This is a genomic window from Helicobacter sp. CLO-3 (assembly GCF_001854545.1).
GTDB lineage: Bacteria > Campylobacterota > Campylobacteria > Campylobacterales > Helicobacteraceae > Helicobacter_B.
Genome location: NZ_MLQN01000006.1, coordinates 1 through 17,278, shown reverse-complemented (window position 1 = coordinate 17,278; position 17,278 = coordinate 1). Strand labels below are relative to the sequence as shown.

The 17,278-nt window shown below is 44.4% G+C and carries 14 protein-coding genes; 4 read left to right on the top strand and 10 right to left on the bottom strand.

The annotated features are described in order from the left end of the window. The first annotated feature begins 9 nt into the window (after positions 1–9). Positions 10–1,887 (top strand): ABC transporter ATP-binding protein, encoded by a 1,878-nt coding sequence (locus BKN38_RS02705; protein ID WP_082942713.1) that lies wholly within the window; start codon positions 10–12, stop codon positions 1,885–1,887. Between the two features lie 287 nt (positions 1,888–2,174). On the opposite strand, the gene BKN38_RS10215 is transcribed toward BKN38_RS02705, so the two are convergent. From BKN38_RS10215 to BKN38_RS11435, 7 genes are all read right to left on the bottom strand, one after another. Further along, positions 2,175–2,561 carry a hypothetical protein gene (locus BKN38_RS10215; RefSeq protein ID WP_082942714.1) on the bottom strand — a complete coding sequence of 129 codons (387 nt, stop codon included), beginning with the start codon at positions 2,559–2,561 and terminating at the stop codon, positions 2,175–2,177. Positions 2,562–2,658: 97 nt separating this feature from the next. Beyond that, entirely contained in the window at positions 2,659–3,879 is a 1,221-nt protein-coding gene (locus BKN38_RS02695; RefSeq protein ID WP_066458640.1) for a DHH family phosphoesterase, read from the bottom strand. A gap of 224 nt (positions 3,880–4,103) precedes the next feature. Next, positions 4,104–6,311 carry a flagellar biosynthesis protein FlhA gene (gene flhA, locus BKN38_RS02690; protein WP_066458642.1) on the bottom strand — a complete coding sequence of 736 codons (2,208 nt, stop codon included), beginning with the start codon at positions 6,309–6,311 and terminating at the stop codon, positions 4,104–4,106. A gap of 480 nt (positions 6,312–6,791) precedes the next feature. Further along, positions 6,792–8,324 carry a peptidase U32 family protein gene (locus BKN38_RS02685; RefSeq protein ID WP_233712811.1) on the bottom strand — a complete coding sequence of 511 codons (1,533 nt, stop codon included), beginning with the start codon at positions 8,322–8,324 and terminating at the stop codon, positions 6,792–6,794. A 120-nt stretch (positions 8,325–8,444) separates the two neighbouring features. Next, positions 8,445–9,161, bottom strand: coding sequence for a chemotaxis protein (locus tag BKN38_RS02680; RefSeq protein ID WP_066458643.1), 717 nt, complete (start codon positions 9,159–9,161; stop codon positions 8,445–8,447). Between the two features lie 604 nt (positions 9,162–9,765). After that, positions 9,766–11,805, bottom strand: a complete 2,040-nt coding sequence (locus BKN38_RS02675; RefSeq protein ID WP_066458651.1) for a methyl-accepting chemotaxis protein — start codon at positions 11,803–11,805, stop codon at positions 9,766–9,768. Between the two features lie 274 nt (positions 11,806–12,079). Next, on the bottom strand, positions 12,080–12,229 hold the full coding sequence (locus BKN38_RS11435; RefSeq protein WP_218117787.1) for a hypothetical protein: 150 nt from the start codon (positions 12,227–12,229) through the stop codon (positions 12,080–12,082). Between the two features lie 150 nt (positions 12,230–12,379). Between BKN38_RS11435 and BKN38_RS10955 the strand changes: the two genes are divergently transcribed. Continuing rightward, positions 12,380–12,538, top strand: coding sequence for a hypothetical protein (locus BKN38_RS10955; protein WP_156528339.1), 159 nt, complete (start codon positions 12,380–12,382; stop codon positions 12,536–12,538). Positions 12,539–12,808: 270 nt separating this feature from the next. Here the strand turns inward: BKN38_RS10955 and BKN38_RS10950 are convergent, their stop codons facing one another. Together BKN38_RS10950 and BKN38_RS02665 are read right to left on the bottom strand one after the other, a co-directional pair. Beyond that, on the bottom strand, positions 12,809–12,973 hold the full coding sequence (locus BKN38_RS10950; RefSeq protein ID WP_156528337.1) for a hypothetical protein: 165 nt from the start codon (positions 12,971–12,973) through the stop codon (positions 12,809–12,811). Beyond that, on the bottom strand, positions 12,939–13,796 hold the full coding sequence (locus tag BKN38_RS02665; RefSeq protein WP_066458552.1) for an EI24 domain-containing protein: 858 nt from the start codon (positions 13,794–13,796) through the stop codon (positions 12,939–12,941). Before BKN38_RS02665 ends, BKN38_RS10950 begins: the two co-directional genes overlap by 35 nt. 167 nt (positions 13,797–13,963) lie before the next feature. Here BKN38_RS02665 and prfB point away from each other — a divergent pair, with 167 nt between their 5' ends. Together prfB and BKN38_RS02655 are read left to right on the top strand one after the other, a co-directional pair. Continuing rightward, positions 13,964–15,064, top strand: coding sequence for a peptide chain release factor 2 (gene prfB, locus BKN38_RS02660; protein ID WP_066458554.1), 1,101 nt, complete (start codon positions 13,964–13,966; stop codon positions 15,062–15,064). 249 nt (positions 15,065–15,313) lie between these two features. After that, positions 15,314–17,038, top strand: coding sequence for a hypothetical protein (locus BKN38_RS02655; RefSeq protein ID WP_066458550.1), 1,725 nt, complete (start codon positions 15,314–15,316; stop codon positions 17,036–17,038). Here the strand turns inward: BKN38_RS02655 and BKN38_RS02650 are convergent. Beyond that, on the bottom strand, positions 17,001–17,278 hold a 278-nt coding region (locus BKN38_RS02650; RefSeq protein WP_218117786.1), incomplete at its 5' end, for a hypothetical protein. The genes BKN38_RS02655 and BKN38_RS02650 overlap by 38 nt on opposite strands.

Here is a 17,278-nt window from a genome sequence, read left to right as displayed (position 1 = left end):
AGAGAAAACATGCCAGAATCTAAAAATAATAACATCACAAAAGATGCCACAAGCACCACACTAGAATCTAAAAACAAAGAATATAAAACAATTAGCGCAAAAGAGAATCCAAAAGCAAGCCAGAATCCAAAAGCGCACCAAAGCCACACCAAAGCCGCGCCCACCAAATCCCAAAAAAGCCGCCAAAACACCAAAGCCCAAAAAGCCAAATCGCATATAAATATGCTCCGCGCGCTGCTTACAAGGCGCGATAAAATCATTTTGCTTATCCTTCTTGCTGGCACGATTGTTTTTTCTATTGTTGAGACAATTAGCATTAGCGTGATTATGCCTTTTGTCACCTTTGCATCAAGCCCCGAGCTCATCACTTCTCAAAGCATTTCTAGGCATATTTATGAGTGGCTTGGCTGTGCTTCTAGCTTGCAGTTTATGATATTTTTTAGCGTGGTGCTTATCGCGTTTTATCTTTTTCGCGTCGTTTATGGCATCACTTATACCTATGCTATCAACCGCTTTGCGTTTCGCAAATATCACTTTTTCGCCTATAGGCTATTTTGCAAATCAGTAGAGCTAAATTACGCTGATTTCACGCGCAAAAAAACAGATGCCGTGCGAAATACAATCGTTAATGAGTCTGGACAGGCATCTGGATATGTGCAACAACTTCTACAAATGTTTTCTGAAATTTTCACCATTTGTCTTATGTATGCACTACTGCTTATCACTAGCTGGAAAATGACGCTGGTACTTAGCGTGATACTGGGCGCGCAGGTGCTGCTTATCACCAAAACCATAAGCAAAAAAATTGCAAAAATGGGGCAAATTAGAACAGAAATGGGCGCGCGCTTTAATGAAATTATCACCAAAACCTTTGGCAATTTTAAAATCATCAAGCTCAAAGGTAATCAACAAGAGGTTTATGATGAATTTGAAAAGGCAAGTCACACACGCGTAAATGCCGAAATTTTTGTGCAGACAATTATGCCTACACCAAGGCTTATACTAGAAACTATCGGCTTTAGCGTGCTTATAGTAAGTGTCATTTATATCCTTGTGCGCTATGAGAGTGCAAGCGCGGTGCTACCTATCATCTCGATGTATGCGCTGGCACTTTATAGAATTCTGCCCGCTACCAACAGGATTTTGACAAACTACAATACAATGGCATATCTTGGTGCATCCGTGCAAAAGGTATATGAAGATTTGCTCTATCACACCGACTATGAGGACAACGCACCTTGTGAGTTTAGACGCAATATAGAGCTGCAAAATATAAGCTTTGGCTATGTGGAAAATAAACCAATCCTCAAAGATTTTAGCCTCACCATAAACAAAGGCGATAAAATCGCATTTTGCGGTGAAAGCGGTGCTGGCAAAAGCACGCTAGTAGATCTAATCATAGGGATCTACAAGCCACAAAGCGGTGCGCTGCTTGTAGATGGGATAAAAATTGACAATAAAAATCTTCGCTCATGGCGCAAAAAAATAGGCTATATCCCACAGACGATTTATCTCTTTGATGGCAGCGTGGCGGAAAATGTCGCCTTTGGCAGCACGCTAGATGAAGCGCGCGTGATAGAGGCGTGCAAGAAGGCAAATATTTATGACTTTTTGTGTGAGCATGATGGAATCCACACGCGCGTGGGCGAAGGCGGGATATTGCTAAGTGGTGGGCAAAAGCAGCGCATAGGCATCGCGCGCGCAATATATGATGACCCAGAGATATTGGTGCTTGATGAGGCGACAAGCGCGCTAGATTCTGACACAGAGGCAAAAATCATGGATGAAATCTATGGCGTGGCGCGGGATAAAACACTGCTTGTCATCGCGCACAGGCTAAACACCATCGAGCGCTGCGAACGCAAAGTGGAGCTCAAAAAGCTATAGTTTTAACTGTGTGCTCGATGATGAGCTTTTGGTTTTGCTAACCTATACCTGATTTATAAGCTAGTTTTTTATTCTTATTGCAAATTGTCTTTGTCGCTAAAATATTTATAAAAAGCATAAAACTATCTTTGTAGGCTTTTGATAATAGCAAAATAAGACAACCATTTTGGCGCACTTTTACTTTTATATTGCTTTACTTTGACTTCTTGCAAAATTATTGCAATGACAAGAAAAGCCTCATTTGCGAAAAGCGGAATTTAAATTGCAAAAAAAATACAATAATGTCTTTATCGCGGAGGGTTGAAAAGGGTGGGGTAGGTGGTGCGGATGCGCTTGATGATTTCTATCATTTGCTCTTGTCCATACGCGTCATCATCATCGAAGCTATCAAGCTCCTCCATATACGCATCAAGTGCTTGCTCGATAGCACCCTCCTTTAGCCCAGCAAAATGAAGTGCCACACAAAGCATATCAAGCACTTCTAGCGACTCTTCATCTTGCATATTTTGATTTTGCGTTTTTGGCGCGCCTTGCATATTTTGATATTGTGTTTTTGGCGTGTATTGCTCGCGCTGTTTTGGTTTGTGGTTTGTATCGCTGGTGTGGCGCGCGTGTTTGGCGCGGTTTGAGTTGGATTCTGCGCGTGGTTTGTTGTGTTTGGCGTTTGGGTTCATAGTTTAGATTCTCCTTTAAATTTGGTGCGAGCAAAATTTGGCTGGCATTAGATTCGGCGCGCATCAATTAATTTTGCGCGTTTTATGAGAGCGTGATTTACGCGCTTTGCGTTTTTGTGTTTATCATATTTTGCACTTGCGCCTTGATGTCTTCATAAAAAAAGCTCTCGCGAAAGCCCTCCATCTTGCCGCCCGCCGCGTTTTTATGCCCGCCGCCATTAAACACCTCTTGGCTTAGCGCGCACACATCACAATTCCCATTCGCGCGCAGCGACACATTGCCGCGATGATTGATATCCATATAAAAATCCACCTCCGGATTCTGGCGCAAAAATAGATTGGCAAGCACGCTGATGCCGCCCATAGAATAGCTCAAAAAGCCCCGCTTGTCGCGATATGTGATGAGGCACTGCTCTTTTTGTGCGCCTAGCAAGTTCGCTTGGATTCTGCTAGTGATAAAATCCATTGTTTCATTTTGTGCATCGCCCTTTAGCGCTTGCTTTTTCAGCAAAAACACGGCGTTGTCAAAAAGCACCGCGCCTTTTTTGCGCGTGAGATACCACCTCGCCTGCTCTAGCAAAAAAAACTTATACTCGCGATGCTCTCTATCAAACATAAAGCGGTTTAGCTCGCTGCTAGCAGCGATGACGCCGAGCGCGACTTTGCCAAACTCAAAGCCATAGCCTTCCTCTTTCCAAATATCCACCGAGTTTATCATCTCGCTTAGCACTTCAAGCGAGGCGTGGCAAGCGGATTCTGGCGCGGATTTTGATGCGGATTCTAGGCTAGAATCCAAAGCAGAATCTAGGCTAGATTCTAGCGCTTGATCCAAATAGGGCAGGGCGATGGAAGGCTTTTGCACTTTGGATTCTGCTAGCTTTATGGATTCTAGCTTTTTAGGATACATCGCACTTAGCGTCTCGTAGGTGATTTTGGTGGCGCATTTGGTGTGATCGAGATGATACCACTCAAACGCCTTCGCGCACTCCTCGCCGCTGATGTGATGATCTAGCAGCAGCAGGCGCACATCTTTTTGGCTGATTTTATAGCTATTCACGCGCTCATTGATGTGTTTTGATTCGCTTAGCGTGAGGTTTAGATCGGTGATGAGGATGAGAAATGTGCTTGCTTCTTTGGCGTGAAATTTCTCCTCAAACGCGATTTTTGCATCAATCTGCGAAAATATCGTATTGAGCCTAGCCATGACTTCTTTGCCATAGTTTGCGTTGTAAAATTGTATAGAATCGAAAAATTCTTTGGCGACAAATTGGCAGCCATAGCCATCAAGATCAATATGTGAGAGGTGAAAAACTTGCATAAAACTCCTTAGATTTTGCTGGATTTTGGTTTGGGATTTTGTCCCATTTTGGATTCTAACGCTTTAGATTCTGCTCGCTTTGGATTCCGCCCATTTTGGATTTTGCCCGCTTTAGATTCTACACTTTAGATTCTAGCGCCCTAGATTCTAGGCGGATTCTCGATAAAGACTCTTTAGCAGTCTTTTAGATTCTCGCACCAGAATCTAGATTCTAGTTTTGCGCTCTAAAAATTTGGCTGTATCGCGCCGACAAACTCATATTGCGCGTTTGGCTCTATCTCTGCATAGCTTATCACTGGCACGCGCGCCTTGATATCGCGCACCTCTTTTGCCAGCACGCGGCGCAGCTTCAAATCCGTCGCGATGACAAAATATATATTTTTCTCCTTCACTTTTTCTATCGTCTCTTTTAGCGCGTTGGTGAATTTCTCGGATTCTGCGGCATTGAGCGCTAGCACCTGTCCATAGTCTTGATCGACTTTTAGCCGCGCTTTTAGATATTCCTCATCAAGCGGCGTAAATCCTATGATTTTCAGCACGCCATCAGAATCCGCAAAAGTCTGCGTGATGACGCGCGCGAGCTTGGCGCGCACATGCTCGATGATGACATCCATATCCATATTTTGCGCCTGCTTATCGATAGTCGTCTCAAGGATGCTAAGCATATCGCGTATAGGCACGCGCTCGGCGAGCAAGCCTTGCAGCACCACGCGTATGGTGGATGGGATCTTGCGCGCCTCTTCGATGAGCGCTGGATAGTCTTCTGCTAGGCGATCGAGGATGTCTTTTACCGCGTCGCGCGTGATGAATTCTTGCGCGTTGCGCGTGACTAGCTCGCTAATGTGTGTCGAGATGACAGAAGATGGGTCAAACACCGTGTAGCCAGAGATTATCGCATCTTCTTTGTCTTTGGCATCGATCCATATCGCATTTAGCCCAAAGGCTGGCTCTTTGACCTCCACGCCCTCCATTTTTTTGCCAACCACGCCGGTATCAAGCGCTAGAAACTTCGTAGGCATCACCATTCCTTCACCTATCACGACACCTTTTAGCTTCACTTCGTAGTTGGAAGAGGGCAGGCGGAGGTTGTCGCGGATTCTGATTTGTGGCATGAGGAATCCATAATCATTGGCGATTTTTTTACGCATGGAGCGCACGCGCTCGATAAGCAGCCCGCCTTGCTTTTGATCTGCCAGCCCTATCAGCTCAAATCCAAGCTCTAGCTCTAAAAAATCAATTTTTAGCGCATCTTTTAGGCTTTGTTCTTCTTCTTTGCGGATTTCTTCTGGGGATTTTTCTGCTTTAGGTGCTGGCGCGGTGTCTGGTTTGGCGGTGGATTCTGGTGCTTCATCTAGTGAGAAGTTTGTGTTAAAGCGCTTGTTTATCCAATCAATGACGATAGAAAGCAGGCTTTTTTTGTCCTCGCGCGATAATATCCAAGAAACAAACAGCAAAATCCCACCCACAAACATCAAAGAAAGCGTGGGTAAGCCCGGAATCGATGCAAACAAAAGCAAAATCATGCCGACGATGACAAGCGTCTTTGACTGTGAGGTGAGCTGGGAGACGAGGTTTTGCGCGAAGCCTTCTTTGGCGTTTTCTTGCTGCGCGGTGCGCGTGGCTACGATGCCTGTGGCTGTGGCTATCACGAGTGCTGGGATCTGCCCTACAAGCCCATCGCCGATGGTTAGGATAGTGAAAGTCGAAGCCGCCTCCTCGATACTCATATCCCGCTGAAACACGCCTACTAAGAACCCGCCGATGATGTTTATCACGGTGATGATGATAGAGGCTATCGCATCGCCTTTGACGAACTTGCTAGCACCATCCATAGAGCCGTAAAAATCCGCTTCTTGCGCTAGCGCGTTGCGGCGGGCTTTGGCTTCTTTTTCATCGATTGAGCCGCTGTTGAGATCGGCATCTATCGCCATTTGCTTACCCGGCATCGCATCAAGCGCGAAGCGTGCGCGCACTTCAGTCACGCGCGTGGAGCCATTTGTCACCACGAGCAGATTCACAAGCACTAGGATTATAAAGATGATGAGCCCGATGACATAATTTCCACTAATGGTAAATTCCCCAAATGCCGCGATGATGTCACTCACCGCGTTTGGTCCGCGATAGCCCTCTGTCAAAATCATGCGCGTGGTGGCGATGTTTAGCGCTAGGCGAAACAGCGTGACGATAAGCAGCAGGGTAGGGAATGAGGAAAAATCGGTGGGTTTGTTGATATAAAGCGCGATGAAGATTATCAAAATGGAAAGCATAATAGAAATAGTCAGCAAAAAATCCAGAATCGTAGGCGGCAAAGGCACGATGATAATCACCAAAATGCAGAGCAAAAACGCCACCACCGTCAAATCTTTGCTACGCAAAATGGTTTGCGCGAAAGATGAGAGCTTTTTGAGCGCTGTTTGTCGTGTAGAAGCCATAAAATGCCTTAAAAAGTGGTGTTTAGATTGGTTTGGTTTATTTGTCGTTTTTTTGCGATTTGTCGCCTTGTCGCCTTGTCGCTTTTTGGCGCGCGTTGGTTGTATTATTTATGTTTCGCGCCATTTATGCTGCGCACTATTTTTTATATAGCCTTGCGCTTGTTTGGCGCGTGCATTGGTTGTATTGTTGCGCACGCTTTTGCTGCCGCTTAATCGCGGATTCTAGCTAGTTTTTGGTAAAAAGTAGCTTTTAAATGCGGATTTATGTTACTTATTAGAGTGAATTTTGTGGAGTGAATTTGCAAAATGCAGCTTTGCTTGCAGAATCCAAGTTTGGCAGAATCTAATTTGCTAATTTTATCTGCTTGAGTTTTGCTGGGTTTTATAGGCTAGTTTGGCTAGGGGAGGGCACTAGGGCAAAGCGCGCCTATAAACAAACCAAAAAATCTAGGCAAAATTAATAAACACTATTCTCTACTATCACTTTGGTAGCTTTTCGCGTAGGAAGCTAAAAGGCGGGAGGGGGAGGGGGAGCAAGATGGCGTTGGTATTGCCGCTGTGTATGGATTCTACTTCTTTGCCATTTTCTAGTGCGATGCTATCAAAGCGCATGTAGAATCTATCGCCCTCTTTGTATATCTCGCCGCGCTCGTTTTTGCCACAGATGATGCTAGAATCTAGGGGCGCTACGATTTCTTTGGATTCGCCCGCGCGGATGGTGTGGCGACAGAGGGCGCGCGTGCCGCTCTCATCGACTTCGGCATTGACTTGGTAGCTGCCCTCGCTTATCGCGCTTTGGTGGTTTTGCGTATCTAGGCGCTCAAATGGGCGGCGCACGATGTAGCCATCGGTAAATCCGCGATTTTTAAGCGTGTGAAGTTCGGCTTGATAGCTTTGCGCATCGCTCACACCGCGATAGTAGTCATCTATCGCCATGCGATAAGTGCGCGCTGTGATGCCCGCATAATAGGTGCTTTTGGTGCGCCCCTCTATCTTTAGCGCATCCACCGCGCCAGAATCCAAAATCTCTTTGACATGGCTTGCGAGATTCAAATCTTTGGAGTTAAAAATATGCGTCCCCACGCCTTCTTCTTCTTTGAGGCGCATAAGCACGCCATTATCGGGGTTTTTGACAAATATCTCTTGTCCATCAAACGCCACAAGTTCGCCATTTTCTCGGTTTTTGACAAAGTATTCATAATCAAAGCGGCAGTCATTAGCGCAGCTCCCGCGGTTTGGCACTCTACCATTTTGCAGCGCACTCACTAGACACCTGCCAGAAAAGGCAAAGCACATGCTCCCATGCACGAAAATCTCGATTTCAAGCTCTGGTATCGCGCGCTTTATCTCGCGCGCATCTTTGAGGCTAAGCTCGCGCGCGGCGACGATGCGCTTCACGCCCATCTCATAAAACACCTCCGCATCAAGCACGCTAAGCACATTTGCCTGCGTAGAGAGGTGGATAGGCACTTGTGGGGCTACTTTTTTGGCTAGGCGCACGACTCCGGGCGCGGCGACAATGAAGGCATCAGGGCGCAAATCCGCCATTTTTAAGATATGCGCTTCTAGCAGCTTTAGCTGGGAGTTGAAAGGGAAGCCATTTATGGTGACAAACACCTTTTTGCCAAGCGCATGGGCGTAGCGCACGCCTTCTGCGAAGTCTTCGTAGCTAAAATCTTTGCCCGCGCGATTGCGAAGCGAGAAGTGGCTAACGCCGCCATATACGGCGTCTGCACCATAGGCGAGCGCGATTTTTAGTTTGTGTAGGTTGCCAGCTGGGGAGAGAAGCTGGACTTTTTTGGCGTGGCTTGTGGGCGATGCAAGGCTGGATTCTGGGCTGGATGTTGCGCGAGTGGATTTTGTGCGCGCGGATTTTATATGTGTAGATTCTGCATGAGATTTGGCACCAGAATCCACAGAATCCACGCCAGAATCTAAAACACTAGAATCCAAATTGCCGGGCGTCAAACCGCTAGAATCCGCTTTTTTAGATTCTATATTATTTATCTCCATATTATTAGCCTTTTGATTTTATTTGAAATTGTTGTTTATTGGCGTGGCGCTTGTTGTATCGCGTGCCTGTTTTATCGCAGCCTTCCGCGCGCTTATGCGCCGACAAGCCAAAATAAGCAATTATTTTTTATTGCCAAAAGATGCGATGAGATTCTCGATGTCTTCGGCATCGGCGATATTTGGGTTATCATCGCCCGCGATATACACCGCAGAAGCCACGCGCTTGCTGTCATCGATTTTGCTTTCAAACAGCGAGTTCATGTATTGCGCGAGCGCTCGCATCACATTGATGACGCGCTCGATGCGCTGGCGGTTGATGTCTTGAAACTGCATGATATCCATAGCTTGGAGCATCGCATCAGAGCAGGCATTGGCAGCATCGGCGATTTTGGCGGATTCTTGTTTTATCGCTTTGGTGGATTCTAGCGCGCCTTTGAAACTCTCCACATGCGGAAAATGCTCGGCAAGCTTGGTAAAAAGCTCCTCTTGATGCGCTAGGTATTCTTTGAGTTTTTTAGAGGATTTGAGGATGTTTTCAGCATTGGCACTCACGATATCGAGCTGGTCAAACACCTCGCCCGCCTTCACCTCCGTGTCGCGCGTGACATCATCGAGCTGATGGACGACTTTATTGTCCCTATCTGGCGGGGGCGGGGGCCATTGCTTGGAGGCTTGCACGCGGAAATTGTCCGGGTCAAACTCGCTTGAATCATCTTTGGCATGCGATTTTTTATCAGAATCCGCCGCCGCGACACCCTGCGCTTCATCGGGCAAATCAGCATCATTCAAGCTAGAATCGCCGCCATTCATCAGCGCATCTAATTCTTCTTGGGTCATTTTTGGTGTCCTTAAAATTTGCAAAATAAGAGGCTATTATACAATAATTATCATCGATTGGATTCTAAAATGTGAAAAAATGCAGCTATGGCTGGCGTGCGAAGCAGGAAGCGAGTTTTGGTAGATTTGCGGGTTTGTGATGATTTTAAGTGTTTTTAGTCAAGATTATGTCAAGTTTTAAGGGTTAAATGTGTAGAATAGGAATTGAGGTTGCGTAGAGCATGGCAGCCTCGAGCTTCCTCCCTATCAAAAAATAAGGAGGTGTAGCTTGAAGAGATTCCAGTTAAAAATCTTCAGCGTGATTATACTGCTTTGCGTAGTTATAGTCAAGTGCTACTAAGATTTCCTGCTTTGGCGGGGCGGAGTCTTACCACCTCCTTGCTTTTTGTGACATTGATTTGCCAGATTGCCAGAATCCAAAACTTGAAATCTAAAATCTAAAGCACAAGCCAAATCCTAGCAAGAATTCCACAAAATCCAAGAATCCGGAGCGCAAATCAAAACCACAGAAAAAAGCTTAAAAGAGCCAAAAGCGCAAAGCTTCAAAGCCCCTCCAAACTCCTTGCCACTAAAACTTCCCCTTAATTTAAAAACTTCTTTCTAATCAAAACTTCTTCCTGCCTACATCTTCAAGTATTTTCCCTGCCACATCAGCCACGCGATTGGTGATTTCGTTGGTGCTATTTGCGACATCAAGCGAGTCATGCATAGAGTTCTCCAGCTGCGCTATCGCCGCGTTTATCTGCTCGATGCCGCTAGTTTGTTCTTTGATAGATTCGCTCATATCATTCACGCTTTGCACCAGCACATTGACATTTGCCTCGATTTCGCCTAGGCTTTTGCCGGTGCGTTCAGCTAGCTTTCGCACTTCATCCGCGACGACGGCAAATCCTCTTCCATGCTCGCCCGCCCGCGCGGCTTCGATAGCAGCATTTAGTGCGAGCAAGTTTGTCTGATCGGCGATGTCTTTTATCACGCCCACGATATTTCTGATATCCTCTGCTTGCTTGGTAGCCTCGCTTGTCTGCTCGCTGACATTATGCATAGATGAGCTTATCTCCTCCACCGCCGCAGCAGACTGCTCTAGCGAGCTGGCTTGGGATTGTGTGCCATCAGTTAGGCGCTGCATAGAGGATTTTAGCTCTTTGCTTTGCTCGCCTAGCACATTGGCAAACTCCGCGCTTGATCTAAGCATATTGCGGATTTCATTGCCAAGCGTTTGCGTGACTAGCTCGACATGTCCGCTAGTGTTTTTTATCTCCACGCAAAAATCAAGCCCCACATAAGAATCCAGCACCTTTCTAAGCTCGTTAAAATCGCTTCCTATGCGCGTCTTTATCGCCTCGATAAAGTGATTTAGCCCATTGCGTAGCTCCATGAGTTGTGGGTTATTGGATTCTAGTGTGATGGTGTCATGCACGAAGCCTTCATTTGCCTTTTGCACGATTTCTAGCGTTTGTGCCACGAGCGCTGTGTCTTTTTCTAGGCTTTTTTGCGTGTGGTTTATGTTTTTGTTTATCGAGTGCGCCATATAGCCAAACTCATCGTTGCTTTTCACCTCTAGCAGGCTTGCCTGCTTGCTTTCGTGATTGATATAGGCGAAAAATTTATCAAGCCCTTGTGTTATCGTGGTAATAGGCTTTAGCAGATAAGAGATGAGGAAATACAGCATCGCAGCGCCAAACGCCAGCAGCACCAGCGACACAAGCATAGTCGCGATAAACTCCTTTTGTATCGCTTTGGTAAAATCGCTCGTGCTAGCAGAGACTGCCACCACCCAGCCAGATTTTAGCCGCTTGAAAAGCGCCACTTTTTCTACTTTGTCATGCAGATAATATATTGTGCCTTCATCTTGCTTGTTTTTACCAAGCGCTTCTTCGAGTGCCTGCTCCACAGGCTGCTCGCCGGGTGTGGCTAGCACGACTTTGTGATCATCATGCGAGAAAATAGCATATTCAGAATCCGCGATAAAAATAGAAAGACTCGGCAGCTGCTCAAGGTCAAATAGCTTAAAATGCTCTTGCAATTCATCATAAGAGAGATTTAGCCCCACGACGCCTATGATTTTGCCGCTTTTTATGATAGGCAGCGCGACTACGGCTAGGGATTTGCCATTTTTGTCAAGCGAGAGTTTGCGCGTGGGATCGATACTGCCGCCGCGCGGGACATAGGGGTCTAGCACGACAAAGCCACGCTTTTCTATCGCTTTTTTATACCAAAGCTGATTTTTTAGATTATCAAGTGTGTCAAAGCCGCCTTTTTTCGCACTTTGTCTATCATCTTTTGCGACGATGAGAAAGTCATTATTTTCGTATCCGACAAACACATTTTCATAGTTGTGCGCCTGCGCGATAGAATCCATAAGCAAGCGCGCTTGCGCGATGTCTGATACAGAATCTAGCTGCATCTGGCTAAATTCTCGCGCCAAAAACTGCAAACTTTGCACCGCTTCGCCTTCCACTGCATCCTCGACGACGCTAAATGATGAGTCGAGCATCTTTTTTTGCAAGGCATAATAAAGCGAGTTTATCGTAGAGACGCTGGAGCGGTAGTTTATCACGCTGATGATAGCCAAAATAAGCAAAATAACGCCTATCGTAGCGCAAATGAGCTTGGTGCGGAGGGAGACTTTGACATGTTCCATACTTTTCCTTATCAGATGAGATTGATAGATTTATACAGATTCTAGAGCTAAGGATTGTGAAACGCCTTGAGGAGGCATTCAAAACGCTTCTTATAGGGTCAAATGTCAAATTTAGGCTTGACTCCCCGATCTTTGGCTCTAGAATCCAGAGCGCATAATATCAAAAAAAAAAAAAAACGAAATAAATTTTGTAAAAAATTTATGAAGATTTTTTGCAAAATGTGTAAAATAGGAATAGATGCTATATTATACATTATATAACTAGTATTTTTTATCATTTGTAGATGGACTTGATAAATGTCTTTATCATTTTGTGCGAGTTTTGAGATTCTGGTGCGAGGCTTAGAAATGCTTGCAACACAGGGGTTAGAAGTATTGGTATAAACATTTTAAGATTTGCCGGTATCAAATCTTTGCTAGCCATTTTATCTGTTGTTTGCCAGTTTATCTGACATTTTGCCAGATCGCTCCCAGAATCCAAAACGCACAATATCAAAAAAAAAAAAAACGCAAGAAAATTTCCAAAAAAATGCAAAAATCTTATAAAAATACATAAAATGAGAGTGAAATACTGATGAAAACAAAGGGATTGGCAAGGATTTTGGTGTGCTTTTGGATTTTGCTTTTAGTGTTTTTGGGTTTTGTTTATTTGGGTTTTTGGATTTTGGCGAGTTTTGGATTCTCGTTTGGTTTTTTAGATTCTGGCGCGCTTTTGGATTCTAGCGGGTTTTAGATTCTCGTTTGGATTTTTGGATTTTGGCAAATTGTTAGATTCTCGCGGTTTTTGGATTCTGGTTTAAATTGCTGGATTCTGGCAAGGTTGGATTCTGGTAAGTTTTAGATTCTGGCTGGCTGTTAGATTCTGCTTTTATGTCAATTTTGGCGCTGGGTTTTTTGGCGCTGGTTTTTTGGCGTAGCTTTGTTTGGTGCAGAATTTTGAGATTTTATTTTGCCTATTTTGCGATATTTTTCGCCAAAATTTAGCACTTGAGAATATAGACTGCTAGAATCTATTTTTCATAAAATCGCCAGAATCCAGCGCCAAAAATCCCAAAAAATGCGGGGCTAGATTCTGCCTATTTGAGCGCGTTTGTTTGGATTCTAGATTTTGGCTTTGCCTATTTAGATTCTGCTTATTTAGATTCTCGCGCGCCAGAATCCGCCTCATCAAAACTCCGGCTAAAATCCTCGCCAAAATCCTGCATAAAATAAAAATGACTAATCATAATCACCTGAAAAAGCGGCATAAAAAAGCCCAAAATCGGGACAAGCCCCATCACATACGCCGCAAAAGCCACCCTATAGCGACATTTTGCCTGCCAAATCTCGGCATATCGATGCGCGCCCAGCACCTCACAGCCCACATCAAAAAATGTCGTCTTGTAAAAAAATATAAAAAATGGCACAAGCATCACCAGCCCGCCAAGCAGTGGCACAAACAGCAGCGGGATACACACCACGCACACTACGCACAAAATCGCTAGAGATATGGAGAAATTTTTGAGCGCGGCAAGTAGCGGTGCGCCCTCGCTTTTGGGCGCGGCTGTGTAGTGGCGCTTCCTCACATATGACACGACGATTGGCGTGTAAAAAATGCTTACAAAAAGATTGCCAACAATCGCTAGCAAAATCGCCAAAAATCCAAGCATGATATACAAAATCGCCCAAAGTATCGCATTTAGCGCGCCTGCACCCCAAAAACTAGCACTCTCAAGGCTCAAGCACCAAGATTCTGGCAAAAAGTGCGTGAGATAGGAAAGTATCGTGCCTGAAAACCCATACAAAATCCCCACCCAAAACAGCACGCCAAGCACCACTGGCAAAATATTTAGCATAAGCATCGGCGTGCTTAAAAAATCATCTTTGCTAATCTCCAAAAGTGCTGGTATGGATATGGGCTGGCGCGGATTTGGGCGCATATTTGGATGTGGATTCTGACGCGGATTTTCGTGCGTATTTTGCGGATTCTGACTAGAATCTAAATCATTCATTATCTTGTCCTTTTTGTGGCTTATCGCGTGATTATACACTTTCTATGTAAAATGCCTCCAAAACTTTAGCAAATCATAAAGGCTTTTGGCGTATAATGCGCGCTTTGTCGCCCGCCAAAAAGCGCACTAGCAAATACCAAACGCTACAAAGCCTACATCGAGGAAAAATGGACGCATACGAATACACCGAGCTACTCAAATCACTGCAGACAAAATGCCAAAATATACACGCCATCATCAAGCCACAAGAGATAGAAGCGCTGCTAAAAGACATAGAAAAGCAAGAGTTAGAAGAGGGATTTTGGGATGATGCCAAGCGCGCCAGCGAGATTGGCAGACAGAAGTCTCAAGCGCTAAAAATCCTCCAGCAATACCGCGAAATAGAGCAAAGCATCAAAGACGCGCAAGAGCTTTTTGAGCTACTAAGTGCTGAAAATGACGAAGTAAGCTTGCAAGAGCTTTTTGCCCAGTCTGGCGAGCTAAGCCGCGCGATAAGCCAGCTAGAGATAGCGGTGATGCTAAGCGGCGAGCATGACAGCGCAAATGCGATTTTTACCATCCAGCCCGGCGCTGGCGGGACGGAGTCGCAAGACTGGGCGAGCATGCTTTATCGTATGTATTTGCGCTGGGCGGAGCGGCGAGGCTATAAAGTCGAGCTGCTAGACTATCAAGATGGCGAGGAAGCGGGCATCAAAGGCGCGGCATTTATCATCAAAGGCGAAAACGCCTATGGCTACGCAAAAAGCGAAAATGGCGTGCATAGGCTGGTGAGAATCTCCCCATTTGATGCCAATGCCAAACGCCACACGAGCTTTGCTAGCGTGCAAGTAAGTCCCGAGCTTGATGATGATATACAAATCACAATCGAAGAAAAAGACATCCGCATCGACACCTATCGCGCAAGTGGTGCGGGCGGACAGCATGTCAATAAAACAGAATCTGCCATCCGCATAACCCACCTTCCCACAGGCATCGTCGTGCAGTGCCAAAATGACCGCTCACAGCACAAAAACAAAGCCACCGCGCTAAAAATGCTCCAAAGCAAACTCTATGAACTCGAGCGCGCAAAACAGCAAGGCGAGATAGATTCCAAAGATCTAAGCGAGATAGGCTGGGGGCATCAGATCCGCTCCTATGTCCTCGCACCCTATCAGCAGGTAAAAGACCTGCGCTCAAACTATGCCACAAGCAACACAAGCGCGGTGCTAGATGGCGACATCGATGAACTCATAGAATCCGTGCTGATAGGAATGAGTGTGAAGGAATGATAAGCGCAAAAATAGCGGCGCGAGCCAAAAATCAAAAACAAGAGTCCAAAAAGCCTAGAATCTAAAAGCCGAGAATCCAAAAGTTGAAGTAAATAACAAAACCAAGCCAAACCAAAAGGCAATCCAAACCAGCGCAAAAAACAAAACCCCAAAAAGGTCAAATCAAATAAAAGCAAAAATCAAAGAAGGGCAAAATCAAAAATCAAAAAAAGCAAAATCAAAAAAAGCAAAACCCAAAAAGGAAAACCAATGTATCCTCTAAAAATTTCCGAAGAAGAGCTTAAAAACAAAGTTGCTAGAGACTTTTTTACAGGTTTTAACCACACGCAGATTCTAGGGAGAATCGACTTTTGCATTTCATATTCTGACAAAACGCTTTTTGAGCATATCAACTTCCTTTGGGCAGAGGCAAAAAAGGGCAAAGATAAGGACATTATAGAATCTTTCGTGCAGTTAATCCTCACCATTGGCAAAGAGCGCAGTTTTGAAGATACGCTTCCACCACTTTTCCTAGGCGCATTTGATTGTGAGAAAATCGCCTTTATTCCCTACCACGAAGTTATGCATGTTTTTAGTCAAAATGATTTTAATTGGAATGTCACTCCCAGCGATCACACAAGCAAGGAGTTTAAACAGCTTTACACACTTACAAAAGATTTACTAGAATCTAAGCAGATGCGCTTTTATTTTGAATCTGACAGCGCACATTTACGCGAATTTATCGCCACAAATTTCACCCTTGAAAATAATGGCTTAAGCAAAATCCAAATCACAAAAAATAATTTTGTGAATGTGTATCTCAAATGGGTAAAGCATGTAAAAGAAGCCATAATGATTGATTGGGACAAGGCAAAGGCGCACGGCATACTTGATGCGGATTTTTACCTTGCAGATTTGCTAAGCGTGGAAAATCACACGATTACTGACAAACTACAAATCATCTTGCAAAAAGACCACTATGAGCTAAATCGCAAAGTCAATGATATGGGGCTTTTCACCAGCGATAGAGCGGAATTTAAAAATGGCAAAGCGCATTTGCACGAGTCATTTTGGAATCTCTACGAGCGCCCGCCAAAAGAGGAATTTTGGGATTATATCCTAGAGCGACGCGATTTGCTTGTGCCTCAAGATATCCGCGAGTATAAAGGCGCGTTTTTCACCCCGCCCATTTGGGTGGAAAAGTCACAAAGCTATCTTGCAAAAGCACTGGGCGAAAACTACCAAGATGAGTATTATATTTGGGATTGCGCGGCTGGCACTGGGAATCTGCTAGCAGGGCTAAGTGATAAATATAAAATCTTTGCCTCGACATTAGATGATAAAGATGTGGGAATCATGCATGAGCGTATAAAAAACGGCGCGAATTTGCTAGATTCTCATGTATTTGCTTTTGATTTTTTGAATGATAGCTTTTTTGATGAGGTAGATTCTAAAGGCAATGTAATACATAAATCCAAACTCCCAAAAGATTTGCAAGAGATTTTAAAAGATGAGGCTAAACGCAAAAAGCTGATTATTTATATCAATCCGCCTTATGCGGAGGCAGGAAGCGCAAAGCAAACCACAGGCACAGGGGCAAATAAAATAGGTGTTTCAAATACAACAGCTATAAATGCAAAGTATCATAATTTGGGATTAGGTATAAGAGAGCTGTTCGCACAATTTTTTATCAGAATCTACAAGGAAATCGATGGTTGTATATTGGCTAGCTTTTCAACATTAAAATATGTAAATTCAACTGCATTTGTTAATTTTAGAAAAGATTTTAAGGCTGTTTTGAAAAAAGGTTTTATTTGTCCTGCAAATACCTTTGATAATGTGCAAGGTAGTTTTCCTATTGGGTTTTTGATTTGGGATACAAATATAAAAAAATCTATTGAAAAAATAAAGCTTGATGTTTTTAATGCTAATGGATACAAAGAAGGCAATAAAAATTTTATGCAACAACTAGAAAAACCATTACAGCTTGGATAACTAATTTTGACGCCATAACGGGGGGGGGGGGGGCATTTGGTCCCCCTGGAAAAAATGGGCCAGTTTTCCAAAAAAATTTCTTTTTGCATTTTTCAAGTTTTAAAAAAGTAAATTCCAATGCCACACTCAAAATTGCAAAAAAATATGAAATTTCAATGGGCATTTTTATTCTATTTTTTTTTTTTTCCCTGTCTCCCATTGCATTAAACCCTCTTTGGTAAATTATTAGGACCACTTTTT

What these genes read in the sequence shown, in the direction of transcription:
- BKN38_RS02705 (WP_082942713.1), top strand. Translation starts at nt 10, where the DNA reads ATGCCAGAATCTAAAAATAATAACATCACAAAAGATGCCACAAGCACC.
- BKN38_RS10215 (WP_082942714.1), bottom strand. Translation starts at nt 2,561, where the DNA reads ATGAACCCAAACGCCAAACACAACAAACCACGCGCAGAATCCAACTCA.
- BKN38_RS02695 (WP_066458640.1), bottom strand. Translation starts at nt 3,879, where the DNA reads ATGCAAGTTTTTCACCTCTCACATATTGATCTTGATGGCTATGGCTGC.
- flhA (WP_066458642.1), bottom strand. Translation starts at nt 6,311, where the DNA reads ATGGCTTCTACACGACAAACAGCGCTCAAAAAGCTCTCATCTTTCGCG.
- BKN38_RS02685 (WP_233712811.1), bottom strand. Translation starts at nt 8,324, where the DNA reads ATGGAGATAAATAATATAGAATCTAAAAAAGCGGATTCTAGCGGTTTG.
- BKN38_RS02680 (WP_066458643.1), bottom strand. Translation starts at nt 9,161, where the DNA reads ATGACCCAAGAAGAATTAGATGCGCTGATGAATGGCGGCGATTCTAGC.
- BKN38_RS02675 (WP_066458651.1), bottom strand. Translation starts at nt 11,805, where the DNA reads ATGGAACATGTCAAAGTCTCCCTCCGCACCAAGCTCATTTGCGCTACG.
- BKN38_RS11435 (WP_218117787.1), bottom strand. Translation starts at nt 12,229, where the DNA reads ATGGCTAGCAAAGATTTGATACCGGCAAATCTTAAAATGTTTATACCA.
- BKN38_RS10955 (WP_156528339.1), top strand. Translation starts at nt 12,380, where the DNA reads ATGAAAACAAAGGGATTGGCAAGGATTTTGGTGTGCTTTTGGATTTTG.
- BKN38_RS10950 (WP_156528337.1), bottom strand. Translation starts at nt 12,973, where the DNA reads ATGAGGCGGATTCTGGCGCGCGAGAATCTAAATAAGCAGAATCTAAAT.
- BKN38_RS02665 (WP_066458552.1), bottom strand. Translation starts at nt 13,796, where the DNA reads ATGAATGATTTAGATTCTAGTCAGAATCCGCAAAATACGCACGAAAAT.
- prfB (WP_066458554.1), top strand. Translation starts at nt 13,964, where the DNA reads ATGGACGCATACGAATACACCGAGCTACTCAAATCACTGCAGACAAAA.
- BKN38_RS02655 (WP_066458550.1), top strand. Translation starts at nt 15,314, where the DNA reads ATGTATCCTCTAAAAATTTCCGAAGAAGAGCTTAAAAACAAAGTTGCT.